15 protein-coding genes are annotated in these 16,200 nt (G+C 61.1%); 9 read left to right on the top strand and 6 right to left on the bottom strand.

Translation table 11 applies throughout. From position 1 onward, the window contains the following. Positions 1–436 precede the first annotated feature (436 nt). On the top strand, positions 437–979 hold the full coding sequence (gene ppa, locus NCG91_RS26340) for an inorganic diphosphatase (RefSeq protein WP_034786159.1): 543 nt from the start codon (positions 437–439) through the stop codon (positions 977–979). A gap of 52 nt (positions 980–1,031) precedes the next feature. On the opposite strand, the gene NCG91_RS26335 is transcribed toward ppa, so the two are convergent. Continuing rightward, on the bottom strand, positions 1,032–2,165 hold the full coding sequence (locus NCG91_RS26335; protein WP_251351866.1) for a GNAT family N-acetyltransferase: 1,134 nt from the start codon (positions 2,163–2,165) through the stop codon (positions 1,032–1,034). Positions 2,166–2,255: 90 nt separating this feature from the next. On the opposite strand from NCG91_RS26335, the gene NCG91_RS26330 reads away from it, so the two are divergent. Together NCG91_RS26330 and NCG91_RS26325 are read left to right on the top strand one after the other, a co-directional pair. After that, positions 2,256–3,872 (top strand): NAD+ synthase, encoded by a 1,617-nt coding sequence (locus tag NCG91_RS26330; protein ID WP_251351838.1) that lies wholly within the window; start codon positions 2,256–2,258, stop codon positions 3,870–3,872. Between the two features lie 41 nt (positions 3,873–3,913). Further along, positions 3,914–4,252 carry a P-II family nitrogen regulator gene (locus NCG91_RS26325; protein WP_034758685.1) on the top strand — a complete coding sequence of 113 codons (339 nt, stop codon included), beginning with the start codon at positions 3,914–3,916 and terminating at the stop codon, positions 4,250–4,252. A 215-nt stretch (positions 4,253–4,467) separates the two neighbouring features. Here NCG91_RS26325 and NCG91_RS26320 read toward each other — a convergent pair whose 3' ends face one another. The 3 genes from NCG91_RS26320 to trxB all read right to left on the bottom strand — a co-directional run bounded on the left by NCG91_RS26320 (position 4,468) and on the right by trxB (position 6,856). Continuing rightward, positions 4,468–5,097 (bottom strand): trimeric intracellular cation channel family protein, encoded by a 630-nt coding sequence (locus tag NCG91_RS26320; RefSeq protein WP_034786156.1) that lies wholly within the window; start codon positions 5,095–5,097, stop codon positions 4,468–4,470. A gap of 123 nt (positions 5,098–5,220) precedes the next feature. Further along, positions 5,221–5,895, bottom strand: coding sequence for a Smr/MutS family protein (locus NCG91_RS26315; RefSeq protein WP_099664817.1), 675 nt, complete (start codon positions 5,893–5,895; stop codon positions 5,221–5,223). Between the two features lie 7 nt (positions 5,896–5,902). After that, positions 5,903–6,856: a thioredoxin-disulfide reductase gene (gene trxB / locus NCG91_RS26310; protein ID WP_034786153.1), complete on the bottom strand. Its 954-nt coding sequence runs from the start codon at positions 6,854–6,856 to the stop codon at positions 5,903–5,905. A 215-nt stretch (positions 6,857–7,071) separates the two neighbouring features. On the opposite strand from trxB, the gene NCG91_RS26305 reads away from it, so the two are divergent. From NCG91_RS26305 to NCG91_RS26295, 3 genes are all read left to right on the top strand, one after another. Beyond that, positions 7,072–9,432, top strand: coding sequence for a DNA translocase FtsK (locus tag NCG91_RS26305; RefSeq protein ID WP_251351837.1), 2,361 nt, complete (start codon positions 7,072–7,074; stop codon positions 9,430–9,432). 3 nt (positions 9,433–9,435) lie between these two features. Continuing rightward, positions 9,436–10,092 carry an outer membrane lipoprotein chaperone LolA gene (gene lolA, locus NCG91_RS26300; protein WP_133992709.1) on the top strand — a complete coding sequence of 219 codons (657 nt, stop codon included), beginning with the start codon at positions 9,436–9,438 and terminating at the stop codon, positions 10,090–10,092. Positions 10,093–10,165: 73 nt separating this feature from the next. Further along, positions 10,166–11,485: a replication-associated recombination protein A gene (locus tag NCG91_RS26295; protein WP_251351836.1), complete on the top strand. Its 1,320-nt coding sequence runs from the start codon at positions 10,166–10,168 to the stop codon at positions 11,483–11,485. 3 nt (positions 11,486–11,488) lie between these two features. On the opposite strand, the gene NCG91_RS26290 is transcribed toward NCG91_RS26295, so the two are convergent. Both NCG91_RS26290 and NCG91_RS26285 read right to left on the bottom strand, forming a co-directional pair. Further along, positions 11,489–12,229 (bottom strand): NAD-dependent epimerase/dehydratase family protein, encoded by a 741-nt coding sequence (locus NCG91_RS26290; protein WP_251351835.1) that lies wholly within the window; start codon positions 12,227–12,229, stop codon positions 11,489–11,491. Then, a complete protein-coding gene (locus NCG91_RS26285; protein ID WP_251351834.1) occupies positions 12,226–12,516 on the bottom strand; it encodes a DUF2917 domain-containing protein in 291 nt (96 codons plus the stop codon). Before NCG91_RS26285 ends, NCG91_RS26290 begins: the two co-directional genes overlap by 4 nt. 180 nt (positions 12,517–12,696) lie before the next feature. Between NCG91_RS26285 and NCG91_RS26280 the strand changes: the two genes are divergently transcribed. The 3 genes from NCG91_RS26280 (at position 12,697) to serS (ending at position 16,028) form a co-directional block, all read left to right on the top strand. After that, positions 12,697–14,118, top strand: coding sequence for an aminotransferase-like domain-containing protein (locus tag NCG91_RS26280; protein WP_251351833.1), 1,422 nt, complete (start codon positions 12,697–12,699; stop codon positions 14,116–14,118). 276 nt (positions 14,119–14,394) lie between these two features. Further along, positions 14,395–14,592, top strand: a complete 198-nt coding sequence (locus NCG91_RS26275) for a hypothetical protein (protein ID WP_099664811.1) — start codon at positions 14,395–14,397, stop codon at positions 14,590–14,592. A 146-nt stretch (positions 14,593–14,738) separates the two neighbouring features. Next, positions 14,739–16,028 (top strand): serine--tRNA ligase, encoded by a 1,290-nt coding sequence (gene serS / locus NCG91_RS26270; RefSeq protein WP_251351832.1) that lies wholly within the window; start codon positions 14,739–14,741, stop codon positions 16,026–16,028. Positions 16,029–16,200 lie beyond the last annotated feature (172 nt).

Genomic DNA, 16,200 nt, shown 5'->3' with positions numbered 1-16,200 from the left:
AGAACAAATATTATGCTGGATAACGGTGTTGCGGGGCTGGCAGGCCGCCTGGAGGGTAGAGGGCGGGGTGTTGCGCAATAATGCAGGGGCGCCGCGGAATGAATGAGAATAAAACTGTTGTTATAAGTGGCTGTAAAAAATGCAATGCGGATTATAATAACCATGCCTGGCGTGTGGCGATATTCAAATGAAAATACGCAGATATTCCATCGGCATTAATTCAAGGCGTCGGTAGTATTGCTTAGGTGTTTGTACTTATTATTGCCGATGGTTTGTTTATTCTCTCGATGGCCGGCTGCGCGCGCCGGCGGGCCATGCACGCCACTGTTGCTGGCTGGACGCGCAAAACGCCGGCGGGCCGCTGCTGCATCGCACAAGCTGCCTGTACTTCGCTATAATTGCGCGGTTAAAACACAATCCGCTAATGAGGAACCCCATGAGTTTGAATAACGTCTCTTCCGGCCGCGATCTGCCGAACGATTTCAACGTCGTCATCGAAATCCCGATGAATGCCGATCCGATCAAGTACGAAGTCGACAAGGAAAGCGGCGCGATTTTCGTCGATCGCTTCATGGGTACCGCCATGCATTACCCGTGCAACTACGGCTACGTGCCGAACACCCTGTCGCCGGACGGCGACCCGGTCGACGTGCTGGTCATCACCCCGTTCCCGCTGATCCCGGGCGTGGTCGTGCGCTGCCGTCCTATCGGCGTGCTGAAAATGACCGACGAGTCGGGCGAAGACGCGAAAGTGCTGGCCGTGCCAGTCGACAAGGTCCTGTCGATCTACAGCCACTGGCAAAAGCCGGAAGACCTGAACGAACTGCGCTTGCGCCAGATCCAGCATTTCTTTGAGCACTACAAGGATCTGGAAAAAGGCAAATGGGTCAAGATCGACGGCTGGTATGGTCCTGAAGTGGCCAAGGAAGAAATCCTGAACGGCGTTGCCGCCTTCAAGACCGACGCCGCCAAAGCCTAAGAACACCCGGTAAGAAAAGCGCTCCCCGCCTGCGATGGCCGGGAGCGTTTTTTTATGCGCGAAACGGGCTGTGCTCGTTCAATTCATCGAGGTAGGCATCGATGCCGCCCCGTTCGCGCTTGAGGAAGCGCTGCACGGCGTCCGCAAAGGCCGGGTGCGCCAGCCAGTGGGCGGACCAGGTCTTTTGCGGCAGGAAGCCGCGCGCCATCTTGTGCTCGCCCTGGGCGCCCCCTTCGAAGGTGGCGATGCCGTTGGCGATGCAAAACTCCAGCGGCTGGTAATACGCCGTCTCGAAATGCAGGCAGGGCACGTGCTCGAGCGCGCCCCAGTAGCGGCCATACAGGGTGTCGCCCGTGTGGATCACCAGCGAGGCGGCAATGGCCCGGCCTTCGCGCTCGGCGATCACCAGGAGTATGTTCTGCGGCATGCTGAAGGCTATGCGCCGGAAGAAGTCCAGGCTCAGGTAAGGCGAGGAGCGGTGTTCCGCATAGGTATTGCTGTAGCAGCGGTGGAACAGTTTCCAGTCGGCATCTGTCGCCTCCACCCCGCGCACCTGGCGCATGACGACGCCCGCTTCGCGCACCTTGCGCCGCTCGGCGCGGATATTCTTGCGTTTCTTGTGTTCCAGGGTGGCGAGGAATTGCTCGAAATCCGTGTAGCCCGGATTGAGCCAGTGAAACTGCACGCCACTACGCATCAGGTAGCCGGCTTCCTCCAGCTGGCGCGCTTCGCTTTCCGGCGGGAACAGGATGTGGCAGGACGATACCTCGCTGGCTTGCTGCTGCGCCTGCAGGAAGGCCAGCAGGGCCGCGCGCGCCTGGCCATCGCGGGCCAGCAAGCGCGTGCCGCTGACGGGCGTAAACGGTATCGCGGACAGCAGTTTCGGGTAATATTCGAGACCATGTTGCTGATATGCATCGGCCCAGGCCCAGTCGAACACGTATTCGCCATACGAGTGCATCTTCAGGTACAGGGGCAGGGCGGCGGCCAGGGTCTCGCCTTGCCACAGCGCCAGGTAATTCGGTTGCCAGCCCGTGTCCGAGCTGGCGCAGCCGGACTCGTGCAGCGCGTGCAAAAAGGCGTAGGAAAGGAAGGGAGTGGCGTCCGCCTGGCTTGCCAGCAGTTCAGACCAGGCCGCTTCGCCAATTTCAGCCAGGGTAGTGACGATAGCCGTGCGATAATTCATTGTTGTAGTGTGCATTCATCACTCTCGGGGCGCCGCCATCGGCCTGCGCGCCCCTGTCTTGTTTAATAGAACGAAATATCCATCATCATCATGACAGTCAAAGTCGCAATTGCTCAAATGAATAGTACGGTCGGCGATCTGGCCGGCAACCGTGCCAAGATCTTCGACCTTTCCCGCCGCGCGTTCGAGGCGGGCGCCGATATCGTGCTCACGCCGGAACTGTCGCTGGTCGGCTATCCACCCGAGGACCTGTTGCTGCGCAATGCATTCTACGCAAAAACGCAGGAAGCGTTTGCGGGACTGGCTGCCGACCTGGCCCAGTTCAAGGATTTGCACGTGGTGGTGGGCTTGCCCCTGCAGGACGAGAAGGGCGTGCGCCACAATGCCGCCTCCGTGTTGCTGAACGGCGAAGTGTTGGGCACCTACCGCAAGCACGACTTGCCGAATACGACCGTGTTCGATGAAAAACGTTACTTTACGTCGTCCGACCAGGCTTTCGTGTTTGGAGTGAAGGGCGTGCGTTTCGGCATCAATATCTGCGAAGACACGTGGTTCGAGCACGCGCCCATGCGCGCCCGCGCGGCTGGCGCGCAAGTGCTGCTGGTGCCGAACGGCTCGCCCTACCACATGAACAAGCAGCATCTGCGCTATGACACCATGCGCAAGAACGTCAGCGCACAAGGCATGGCCCTCGTGTACGCCAACCTGGTCGGTGGCCAGGATGAGCTGATTTTCGACGGCGACTCGTTCGTCATGGATGCGGCCGGCACGATCTGCGCCCAGCTGCGCCACTTCGATGAAGACTTGCAGGTCGTCGACTTCGACGGCGCCACCCCCGTGCCGCAGCCGCTGGCCGCGCCATTGACGACCGAGGCGCAGGTGTACCAGGCGCTGGTGCTGGGCGTGCGCGACTATATAGGCAAGAACGGCTTCCCTGGCGTGCTGATCGGCATGTCGGGCGGCGTCGATTCCGCGCTGACCCTGGCCATCGCCGTCGATGCGCTGGGCGCCGACAAGGTGCGCGCCGTGATGATGCCGTCGCAATTTACGGCCGATATCTCGTGGATCGACTCGCGCGACATGGTAAAACGCCTCGATGTGCGCTACGATGAAATTCCGATCAAGCAAACTTTCGACGCCTTCCGCGCCACCCTGGCCGAGGAGTTCGCGGGACTGGCGGAAGACGCGACGGAAGAGAATATCCAGGCGCGCATCCGCGGCACCTTGCTGATGGCCCTGTCGAACAAGCATGGCAGCATCGTCTTGACGACAGGCAACAAGAGCGAGATGGCCGTCGGCTATTGCACCCTGTACGGCGACATGGCGGGCGGCTTTGCCGTGATCAAGGATATCGCCAAGACCCTCGTCTACCGCCTGTGCGCGTACCGCAACAGCGTGTCGGACGTGATACCCGAGCGCATCCTGACGCGCGGACCGTCGGCCGAGCTGCGCGCCGACCAGCTGGACCAGGATTCCTTGCCGCCGTATGAAATACTCGACGGCATCATGCAGTTGTACATGGAAGAAAATCGGCCGATCGCCGACATTATCGAGGCTGGCTACCCGCCGGCCGACGTGGCGAAAATCACGCGCCTGATCAAGATCAATGAATACAAGCGGCGCCAGTCGCCGGTGGGCATCCGCGTCACGCACCGTGGCTTCGGCCGCGACTGGCGTTACCCCATTACGTCGAAGTTTTACGAATAAGCAGCCATCTGTCCACAATCCAACAATTTTAAGGAGTAGCCATGAAACAGATTACCGCCATCATCAAACCATTCAAGCTCGACGAAGTACGCGAGGCCCTGGCCGATGTGAACGTGACGGGCTTGACCGTGACGGAAGTGAAGGGCTTTGGCCGCCAGAAAGGCCATACCGAGCTGTACCGTGGCGCCGAGTATGTGGTCGACTTCTTGCCGAAAGTCAAAGTCGAAGTGGTGGTGGACGACAGCGTGTCGGAACTGGTGGTCGACGCCATCATCAAGGCGGCCCGCACGGGCAAGATCGGCGATGGCAAGATCTTCGTGCGCGACGTGGAGCAGGTCATCCGCATCCGTACGGGCGAAACGGGTCCAGACGCCGTCTAGCACCAGCCATAAGCTACTGCGCGTCGTGCTTTGCGGCCTGCGATGCTCACCGTGCTTCAGCACGGTTGCGCTTCTTAGCCACAAATCGCTGCCGCTCGCTACGCTTCTGGCAGGCGCTATGTAGATGTTCTTCAGCAGACCGTAGGTCGGATTAGCGCCAGCGCGTAATCCGACATGAGTTGCCAATAATATTATGGATTACGCATCAGCACCGTTCAGCGCCCCAAGCGCATGTCGAATTTCCAGCATATCAGGCGCAGAATCGTGATGCCGCTGGCGCTGGTCCACAGCGCGAAGTCGTGCTCGGCGCCGAAGTGCATCTGCAATAAATAAGCCCAGCAGCCGAAAAACGCGCAGATCGCATACGGTTTGCCGTCGCGAAACACCATCGGCACTTCGTTACAGACGATGTCGCGCATCACGCCGCCGAAAATCCCCGTAATCACCCCCATCATCGAGGCAATAAAGATCGGCATGCCGGCGCGCATGGCTTCGGCCACGCCCGCGATGGCGAACATGCCCAGGCCGATGGCGTCGGCGATGACGATCAGGCGTTCCGAGACGATTTGCCGCAAATGCTGGATCAGGGGTGCGGCCGTCAGGGCCAGCACGAAGATCAAAATTGCGTATTCCTGGTGCGAAACCCAGAACAGGGGCCGCTTGTCGAGCAGGATGTCGCGCAGGGTGCCGCCGCCGAATGCCGTGATGAAGGCCACGACGAACACGCCGACCAGGTCCATGCGCTTGCGGCGCGCTTCGATGAAGCCGGAAAACGCGCCCACCAGGATGGCAATGACCTCAATGATCTTGATCAGCGAGCCAGGCGGCAATTGGGGTGGCATCATGGGTGGAGCGCTTGAGCAGGAAATAATTGTCACAGGTTAACATGACACGGCCCCGAATGGTGACAAACGGGGCCGTGTGCAGTGCGGAACTGGTGACTGAATTGTAATTGCTTGCTGTCAAGCCTAGCGGATCGGCTGCAGTGCGGAAGAAAGCAATACCACCAGCGCGCCATCGCCCCCTTCGGAGCGGCGCGCCTGGCAAAACGCGATGACTTCATCCTTTTGCACGAGCCAGCTGTGCACCATCGATTTCAAGACCGGTTCCTGGCCTTTCGAGCCGAAACCCTTGCCGTGGATCACGCGCACGCAGCGCAGCTTGCGCCGTGTGGCCTGGTTCAGGAAGGCGCCGATGCCGTCGCGCGCCTCGTCGCGGCGCAAGCCGTGCAAGTCCAGCTCGTCCTGCACGGGCCAGTGGCCCTTGCGCATCTTTTTCACGACGTCCGGTCCCACGCCGGGGCGGGCGTAGTTCAGGGCGGGATCGTTTTCCAGGTAATGGTCGACTTCGAACAAGTCCGACAGCGATTCGCGCAGCACGGCCGCATCGTCCTCTTCCGGCGACAGCTTGCGGGCCGGCTGCTGGGCTGCCATGGCGCCCGCCTTGGGCAGGCTGGGCACGTAGCGGTCCGATTCGGGCAGCCGCTTGACGCCGCCGATGCTGGCCTTGAACAGATTGCTCTCCACGGCTTGTACCTTGGCTTGCTGGACGCGCTCCGCCGCAGCTTGCGCGCGCGCATCCGCCTGCTCCTTGAGCTGCTTGCTGACCGCTTTCAGGTCGGCAAAGTCTTTCATCGACGCCATGCGACGCTTACTCCTGGCCTTCCAGGTAGCGCTGGGCGTCCAGTGCTGCCATGCAACCCGTGCCGGCGCTGGTGATGGCCTGGCGGTAGATATGGTCTTGCACGTCGCCGGCGGCAAACACGCCCGGCGCGCTGGTGGCGGTGGCCATGCCTTCCAGGCCCGTCTTGGTCTTGATGTAGCCGTTGTGCATTTCCAGCTGGCCTTCGAAGATGCCCGTGTTCGGCTTGTGGCCGATGGCGATGAACACGCCGTGCACGCTCAATGCTTCGACCTTGCCGTCGATGGTCGACTTGATGTTCAAGCCCGTCACGCCGCCTTCATTGCCCGTTACTTCGTCCAGGGTGTGGTTATATTTCAACACAATCTTGCCTTCGGCAACCTTGGCGTTCAGGCGGTCGATCAAAATCGCTTCCGCGCGGAACTTGTCGCGGCGGTGGATCAAGGTGACTTTATTGGCGATGTTCGACAGGTACAGCGCTTCCTCGACGGCCGTATTGCCGCCGCCGACGACGGCCACTTCCTGGTTGCGGTAGAAGAAACCATCGCAGGTGGCGCAGGCGGACACGCCCTTGCCCATGAATTCCGCTTCCGACGGCAAGCCCAGGTATTGCGCGGATGCACCCGTGGCGATGATCAGGGTGTCGCACGTGTATTCGTGGCTGTCGCCCTTCAGGCGGATCGGCTTTTCATTCAGGAAAGTGGTGTGGATGTGGTCAAACACGATTTCCGTATTGAAACGCTCGGCGTGCTGCAGCAGGCGCTGCATCAGGTCCGGACCTTGCACGCCCATCGGGTCGCCTGGCCAGTTTTCCACGTCGGTGGTGGTCATCAGCTGACCACCTTGTTCCACGCCGGTGACCAGCATCGGGTTCAGGTTGGCGCGGGCGGCGTAGACGGCGGCGCTGTAGCCGGCTGGGCCGGAGCCGAGGATCAAAACGCGGGCGTGTTTGGTAGTGGTCATGGGAGGCTTCTCTATGAGTGGGGTCTATCCGAATTGGGGGCATACGCGCGAAGAACAAGGACGTATTGCGCTTGCGCAAGCAATCCACGATTATAGACCAAGCCGCCTGTAGCGACGAATCGTGGGGCCGTCCGGGGCATATATGGCTTAGAATACTTCCTTATTATGGGAAATTCCCTTTCAGAAACATTTTTCACCTTGCAGCGCTTCCCAGAATGACTAAACCAGCCCAGGCCAATCAAAATAGCTACACCCGAAAACCGGTCGAACGCCGGCCCCTGCCCAACCGGCTGGTGCGGCTGTTGTCCGAGGCGCGCTGGTTCGCGCTGGCCGCGTTTGCCTTGTATTTCGTGCTGATCCTGGCCAGCTTCAACAAGCTCGACCCGGGCTGGTCGCACGCCACCAACGTCGACAAGGTCGCCAACCTGGGCGGCAAGCTCGGTGCGACCTTTTCCGACCTGTTGCTGTATATCTTCGGTTTTTCCGCCTGGTGGTGGTGCGTGTGGCTGCTGCGCACGGTGTGGCATGGCTATCGCCGCCTGAGTAAGCGCTTCCTGCTGGAAGAGGAAGAGGTGGAGCGCGAGCACCATGTCGAGATGCTGATCCGCATCGTCGGCTTCTCCATCATGCTGATCGGCAGCATGGGCCTCGAATACCTGCGCATGGCGAAAAGCCTGCACGTGCAGCTGCCGCGCGATCCGGGCGGCGTGCTGGGCCAGCTGGTGGGGCACGCAAGCAAGGAGGCCTTCGGTTTCACGGGCGCCACTTTATTGCTGTTGCTGCTGTTCGGCCTGGGTTTCAGCCTGTTCTTCCATGTGTCCTGGCTGCAAGTGGCCGAACGCATCGGCGGCGCCATCGAAGACGTTTTCAACTGGTTCGTGCTGCGCTACCAGGATCGTGAAGACCGCCGCCAGGGCGAAGTGGCCGCCGTGCGCCGCGACGAAGTGGTGGTCATCGAACGGGCCAAGCATGTGGAAAAGCACGTGGCCGCGCCGCCCGTCAAAATCGAGCCGCAAGTGGTCACTGTCGTGAAATCGGAGCGCGTGGAAAAGGAACGCCAGGCCCATCTGTTTGAAACACCCGGCGACGGCAAGCTGCCGCCCTTGTCGCTGCTCGACGAGGCACCGCCCGTGGTGGAAACGGTTTCCGTGGAAACCCTGGAATTCACGAGCCGCCTGATCGAAAAGAAATTGTCCGACTTTGGCGTGGATGCGAAGGTAGTGGCCGCTTACCCCGGCCCTGTGGTGACGCGCTATGAAATCGAACCGGCCACGGGCGTCAAGGGCAGCCAGATCGTGGGCCTGGCGCGCGACCTGGCCCGTTCGCTGTCGCTGACGTCGATTCGCGTCGTGGAAACCATTCCCGGCAAGAACTACATGGCCTTGGAACTGCCGAATACCAAGCGCCAGATCGTGCGCCTGACGGAAATCCTCGGCTCCAAGGTCTACAACGATGGCGTGTCCAGCCTGACGATTGCACTGGGCAAGGATATCGCCGGCAAGCCCGTCGTGGCCGACCTGGCGAAAATGCCGCACTTGCTGGTGGCCGGTACCACCGGTTCCGGTAAATCCGTGGGTATCAATGCGACGATCCTGTCGCTGCTGTACAAATCCGACCCGCTCGACGTGCGCCTGATTTTGATCGATCCGAAGATGCTGGAAATGTCCGTCTATGAAGGCATCCCGCACTTGCTGGCGCCCGTCGTGACGGACATGCGCCAGGCCGGCCATGCGCTGAACTGGGCCGTGAACGAGATGGAACGCCGCTACAAGCTGATGAGCAAGATGGGCGTGCGTAACCTGGCCGGTTACAACGCGAAGATTGCCGACGCGAAAAAGCGCGAGGAACACATCCCGAATCCGTTCAGCCTGACGCCGGATTCGCCTGAGCCGCTGGAAAAACTGCCGACCATCGTCATCATCATCGACGAGCTGGCTGATCTGATGATGGTGGTGGGTAAAAAAGTCGAGGAATTGATCGCGCGCATCGCGCAAAAGGCCCGTGCCGCCGGTTTGCACTTGATTCTGGCCACGCAGCGCCCATCTGTAGATGTAATCACGGGTTTGATTAAAGCCAACATCCCGACGCGTATCGCCTTCCAGGTGTCGTCGAAGATCGACTCGCGCACCATTCTGGATCAGATGGGCGCGGAAACCCTGCTGGGCATGGGTGACATGCTGTACATGCCGCCCGGCACCGGCTTGCCGATGCGCGTGCACGGCGCGTTCGTGTCCGATGAAGAAGTCCACCGCGTTGTCAGCCATTTGAAGCTGCAGGGCGAACCTAATTACATCGAGGGCATCCTCGAAGGCGGCACCCTGGAAGGCGACGGCGCCGAAGGCGGCGCGCCGGGCGAGGGCGGCGGCGAGGCCGATGCCCTGTACGACCAGGCGGTGGCGGTGGTGCTGAAAAACCGCCGCGCCTCGATTTCGCTGGTGCAGCGCCATTTGCGCATCGGCTACAACCGCGCCGCCCGTCTGCTCGAGCAGATGGAGCAGAGCGGGGTGGTATCAACCATGCAATCCAATGGCAACCGGGAAATCCTGGTGCCGGCGGCAAGTGCCGAACAAGGGTAAAGAATGAAAAGCAATACTTTCGCAACAAAAATGATGATCGGCGCGGCCAGCGTTGCCTGCAGCCTGCTGTTCGCGGCCAGCGCCTCGGCCAGCGCGCTCGAGCAATTCAAGAGCTTTGCGGCCGGCACCAAGTCGGCCAAGGGCGAGTTCGTGCAGCGCCAAGTCAAGAAGGCGGACGCCAGCGGCAAGGCGAAAGTGTCGACGCCCGCCAGCGGCACGTTCGAGTTCGCCCGCCCTGGCAAGTTCATCTGGACGTACCTGAAGCCGTACGAGCAGTTGCTGCAAGCCGATGGCGACAAGTTGTATATCTACGACAAGGACTTGAGCCAGGTGACGGTGAAGAAACTGGGCGACGCGCTCGGTTCCTCGCCGGCGGCCATCTTGTTCGGCAGCAACGACCTGGAAAAGAATTTCACCCTGGCCGAAGCGGGCACGCGCGATGGCCTGGAATGGCTGAAAGCGACGCCGAAGGCCAAGGATACGACCTTCGATGAAATCACCATCGGCCTGCGCAACGGCGTGCCGGAAGCGATGGAATTGCGCGATTCGTTCGGCCAGACCTCGGTGCTGGCGTTCAAGAACTTCCAGAAGAATCCGGCGCTTTCGGCCAATCACTTTAAATTTGTCATGCCCAAGGGCGCCGACGTCATTAATAATTAAGACTGTTGCGCCTTGCGTATGAGCCGGCCTCGCAGCAATGCGGGGCTTTTGCATTCTTATTAGGTAACTCATTATGGCGGATCTCTTTTCCACCGCACCGCGCCAGCCGCTGGCCGAAGCCTTGCGGCCAGCCACCCTGAACGAAGTCATCGGCCAGACGCACCTGCTGGGCGCGGGCAAGCCGCTGCGCCTCGCGTTTGAAGCGGGCAAGGCCCATTCGATGATTTTATGGGGGCCGCCCGGCGTGGGCAAGACCACCCTGGCGCGCCTGATGGCGAATGCTTTCGACAGCGAATTCATCGCCTTGTCGGCCGTGTTTGCTGGCGTGAAAGATATCCGCGCAGCCATGGACCAGGCCCGCCACAGCCTGGACCAGTTCGGCAAGCACACCTTATTGTTCGTCGATGAAATCCACAGGTTTAATAAATCGCAACAAGACGCCTTGCTGCCCTTCGTCGAATCGGGCCTGGTGACGTTCATCGGCGCGACGACGGAAAACCCCAGCTTCGAAGTCAATTCGGCGCTGCTGTCGCGCGCGCAAGTATATGTGTTGAAATCGCTCAACGAAGACGAGATGAAGCAGTTGCTGGCCAAGGCGCAAAGTACGGCGCTGACGCACTTGAGCTTCGACGAGGCGGCGGCCGACACCCTGATCGGCTACGCGGACGGCGATGCGCGGCGCTTCCTGAATTTGCTGGAGCAGGCCGAGACGGCCGCCAGCTCGACGGGCACGACCAAAATCGACGCGGCCTTCGTCGACAATGCGCTGACCTTGAATTCGCGCCGCTTCGACAAGGGCGGCGATAATTTCTATGACCAGATTTCCGCCCTGCACAAGTCCGTGCGCGGTTCCAACCCGGACGCGGCCCTGTACTGGTTTTGCCGCATGATCGACGGCGGCGCCGACCCCCGTTATTTGTCGCGGCGCATCGTGCGCATGGCCTGGGAAGACATCGGCCTGGCCGACCCCCGCGCCTTGACCATGGTCAATGATGCGGCGGAAACATATGAACGGCTCGGTTCGCCTGAAGGCGAGCTGGCGCTGGGCCAGGCCGTCATCTACCTGGCGATTGCCGCGAAAAGCAATGCCGGCTATAACGCGTTCAACACGGCCATGGCCTTCGTCAAGAAAGATAAATCGAAGGAAGTGCCCGTGCACTTGCGCAATGCGCCGACGAAGCTGATGAAGGAGCTGGGCTACGGTCACGCCTACCGTTATGCGCACGATGAGCCCGATGCGTATGCGGCCGGTGAAACGTATTTTCCGGATGGCATGGCGGAGCCGGGCTGGTACCAACCCGTGCCCCGCGGCCTGGAAAGCAAGATTGCCGACAAGCTGGCGTGGCTGCGCGAGCTGGACAGAAAAGCGGGAAAACCAGCCGGCAAGGGCTGAGGCTTACAGGCCCAGCAAAGTAAAGCCGTCATCCTGCGGCGCGTAGCCCACCAGCTGGCGCGTCGCTGCGATCGACAGCCGCTTATAACGGTTGTCCGACACGCCATGCACGACGTGGTAGCCGGGCGGCACGTCGGCGGCGATGCAGCGGGCCAGCAATTGCACCACGTCGCGCTCGCTGATGAAGGCGGCGATGTCGCGCGCGCTGTGTTGTTGACCTTTCTCAAACTGCGCCACGTTGGCGATGCGCACGGCGATCGCCGTCATGCCATGCTGGTGGGCGAATGCGGAGGCCACGCCTTCGCCGAAGGCCTTGCTGGCGCCATACATGTTCGCCGGGCGCGCCGGCATGTGCTCATGCACCTGTACGTCGAGTGGATAGCCTTCCACGGCTTGCGCGCTGCTGGCGAACACGACTCTTTTCACGCCTTGCGCCTGTGCCGCGCGGAAGATGTTGTGCGTGCCGATGACGTTCGGTTGCAGCAGTTGCGCATCGAAATCGGCGCTGGCGTGCGGCACGCCGGCCAGGTGCAGCACCACGTCGATGTTGGCGCAGGCGGCCAGGCAGGCGGCGTAGTCGCTCACGTCGAGCTGAATGAACGGGCAGGGCGCTTCGGCCAGCTTGCCTGTGTGCAGGTCGGCCAGGCGCAGGGAAAATTCCCCGTGCCGGCTCTTCCAGAAAACGGTGCCGATCACGCCGGCGGCGCCCGTGACGAGGACGCGCAGTGGTGGTGCTTGAGTCATGTATTCCTAATATTCAAGGTGTGAGGCAGTGCCAGGTTCAGCCAGCGCAGCAGGGTGGGGCGCGGTGCGCTTGTGCAGTGGACGCGGATGTGTCCGCTACCCACGGCTTCGACCAGCACCAGGCCGTCATTCGGTATCGTGTAGCGTTCGCCGCTGCGCAGCACGCAATCCTCGAACTGGGCGTAGGCCGTGATCCACGCCGTGCCGGACAGGCATTCGATGACCTTGGCGTGCGCTTTTTCCAGGCGCAAGGGACGTTCGCTGCGTAATTCGTGGTCGGTATGCATGGCGTCGCTCCTGTTGTGCTGACAGGAACAGCTTATGCCCTTGCCGTGAACCATGACAGATGCAGGAAAACGAAATTGTGATGAATACAGTACACTTCGCCGTAGACTGTGCTTATCAAAAAAGCGGGCAACTGTATCTGTGCCGGCCCCGCGCGGCGGCCGCATACTGAAGGGATGAACATGAGCGCGCATTTGAATCTGTACGAGCACCTGGCCAACGAGCTGGGTGCGCTGATCGACTCGCGCGTGTTCGCGCCCGGCGACCGCCTGCCGTCGATACGCCACCTGGCGCAGCAAAAGCGCATTTCCATCAGTACCGTGATGCAAGCCTTGCGCCTGATGGAAGACCGGGGGCAAGTCGATGCGCGGCCCCAGTCCGGCTATTTCGTGCGCCACCGGGCGCCGCGCCGGCCCTGCAGCGCCGACGCCCAGCACCTGAAGGAGCCGGCCTTTGTCGGCATCAACAATCTGTTGATGCGCGTGCTGAAGGATAACGAAACGGCGAATATCGTGCAGCTGGGCACGGCCTGGCCGCCCGACGAAATCTTGCCGATCAAGCGCATGCAGCGCACCATCAGCGCGGTGGCGCGGCGCGATCCTGTCCTGCTGAGTAAAGTCAGCTGCTACGACATCAGCGAAGGCAATTTCCTGCGCCAGGTGGCGCGCCGCGCGCTGGACTGGGGCAAGCTCGACCCGCACGAGATTGTCGTGACGAATTCCTGCACGGAAGCGATCAGCCTGTGCCTGCGCGCCGTCGCCAAGCCGGGCGACACCATCGCCATCGAGTCGGCCACGTATTTCGTGCTGCTGCAAATGATCGAAAGCCTGGGCATGAAGGCGCTGGAAATTCCCACGGACCCGAAGACGGGGCCGTCGCTCGACGCGCTGGAACTGGCCTTGCGCGCCGGCCTCGTGCAAGCGTGCCTGTTCGTGCCGAACGCGAACAACCCGCTCGGTTGCGTCATGCCGGAAGCAAACAAGAAGCGGCTGGCGGGATTGCTGTCGGAATTCAATATTCCGCTGGTGGAAGACGACGTGTATGGCGACCTGTGCTTTGCACCGCAGCGTCCGTGGCCCGTGAAGGCTTACGACACGAGCGGCAATGTGCTGTTGTGTTCCTCGTTTTCCAAGGCGATCACCCCCGCGTCGCGCGTGGGCTACGTGCTGGCCGGGCGTTTCGCGCAGGAAGTGGCGCTGCTGAAAACCGTGTCGAGCGGCGCCACCAGCCATTTCTTCCAGGCCGTGCTGGCAGACTTTCTGGAAGGCAGCAGCTACGATCAGCAGCTGCGCAAGATGCGGCGCACCCTGGTGCAGCGCATCGCCCGCATGTCCGACGCCGTGGCGGCCAGCTTTCCGGCGGACTGCATGCTGTCCGAGCCGCAGGGCGGTTTCGTGCTGTGGGTGCAGATGCCGCCGCAAGTCGATGCGCTGGCCCTGCATGGCCAGGCGATCGCGGACGGCGTAGCGTATATGCCGGGCCAGCTGTTCTCGGCCTCGGGCAAGTTCGGCAATTATCTGCGCCTCAATTGCGGCAATGCGTGGACGCCGCGCATTGAGCAGGCTATCGGTCGCTTAGGGCGTCTGGTCAAGGACGCCTTGTAGAACGCCTGTCAAAACCTACTGCGCGGCGCGCTTTGCGGCCTGCGATGCTCACCGTGCTCTAGCACGGTTACGCTTCTTAGCCACAAATCACTGCCGCTCGCTACGGTTTTGTCAGGCATTGTTCATTCCCTTGTTTTCCCTTCAGTCCCCCATTTTCACCGTTCGCTCCCTGTTTTTCGCCGCTGGTCGCAAGCCGGTGGCGTTGTTTGCGGCTGTTGGCTAAAGTACCACCATACCAGCAGCAGTCAACGAAACAAACCAACCAGGAGTCACATCATGAACGCACTGAAAAACATGGAAATCACCTTTGTCGCCGCCGCCATCATCGCCATCGGCGCCAGCTTCGCCACCGCCGGCGCGAATACCCTGGAAGTGAGCGCCAGCAGCAGCGTGATCGCCCAGGCCGCAGACATGCCTGTCGTTACCGTCAGCGCCCGCCGCCTGACCGCTGCCGAAAAAGCCGCGTTCATTTAAGCAATAAGCCAAGCAGAAAATGTAAAGCGGGCGCGAGTGCCCGGCCAGGCCGCCATGACGATGGTTGACCTTGCGCAAAACTCATCGAAGTGAACTGGGTCTTGGTACAATGAGTGCTTTCGATACATCGGCACCGCCATCCACCCATGATAGATATCCAACTTCTCCGTAAAGACATCGCCACCGTCGCAGAACGCCTGGCGACGCGCAAATTCCAGCTCGACGTGGCAGGCTTTACCGCCCTCGAAGCCGAACGCAAGGCGATCCAGACGCGCACCGAAGAGCTGCAGGGCAAGCGCAATGCGCTGTCCAAGCAAATCGGCATGTTGAAAGGCAAGGGGGAAGACACCTCGGCCGTGATGGCGCAAGTGGCTGGCCTGGGCGATGAGCTGAAAGCCGATGAAGCGGCCCTGACCCTGGTGCAAGCCAAGCTGAGCGATTTCATCATGGCCGTGCCGAACTTGCCGCATGAATCGTCGCCCCTGGGCACGGACGAGTCGGGCAACGTGGAAGTGCGCAAGGTCGGCACGCCACGCACCTTCGATTTCGAGGTCAAGGATCACGTCGACGTGGGCGGCCCGCTGGGCCTCGACTTCGAAGTGGCTACCAAGCTGACCGGTTCGCGCTTCTCCGTCATGAAGGGCGGCATCGCCCGCCTGCACCGCGCACTGGCGCAATTCATGCTCAACACCCACGTGGACGAGCACGGCTACACGGAATGCTATACGCCGTACATGGTCAACGCCGATTCCTTGCGCGGCACGGGCCAGTTGCCGAAATTCGAAGCCGATCTGTTCTCGGTGAAAAAAGGCGGCGCGGAAGGCGAGGGCGAGACCTTCTACCTGATCCCCACGTCGGAAGTGTCGCTGACCAACATCGCGCGCGATGAAATCCTGGCGCTCGATCAACTGCCCCTGAAAATGACGGCCCACACGCCATGCTTCCGCTCGGAAGCGGGCAGCTACGGCCGCGACACGCGCGGCATGATTCGCCAGCACCAGTTCGACAAGGTGGAAATGGTGCAAGTAGTGCATCCGGACACGTCGTACCAGGTGCTGGAAGAAATGGTCGGCCATGCGGAAGCCATCTTGCAACGCCTGGGCCTGCCATACCGCGTGATGTCGCTGTGCACGGGCGACATGGGTTTCGGCGCCACCAAGACCTTCGACCTGGAAGTATGGCTGCCGGCGCAAAACACCTACCGCGAGATTTCGTCCCTGTCGAATTGCGAAGCCTTCCAGGCCCGCCGCATGCAGGCGCGTTTCCGCAACGCGGCCGGCAAGCCGGAACTGGCGCACACCCTGAACGGCTCCGGCCTGGCGGTGGGCCGCACCCTGGTGGCCGTGCTGGAAAACTACCAGCAAGCGGACGGCAGCGTCGAGATCCCGGCCGTGCTGCGCCCATACATGGGTGGCCTGACGCATCTGAAGGCTTAAAAGGTTCGGGCAGCCGGTGAATGGAAGGCGAAAAATAGTCCTTCCATTTTTTCAAGCGGCTGCTATAATCTTGCCTTCTCGCAGCAATGCGGGAGAGACCGCAGCAAATGGAGAGGTGGCAGAGTGGTCGAATGTACTTGACTCGAAATCAAGCGTACGTTAAATCGTACCG

The organism is Janthinobacterium kumbetense (assembly GCF_023703445.1).
Taxonomy (GTDB): Bacteria; Pseudomonadota; Gammaproteobacteria; order Burkholderiales; family Burkholderiaceae_D; genus Janthinobacterium; species Janthinobacterium kumbetense.
This window is presented reverse-complemented; position numbering and strand designations above follow the sequence as displayed.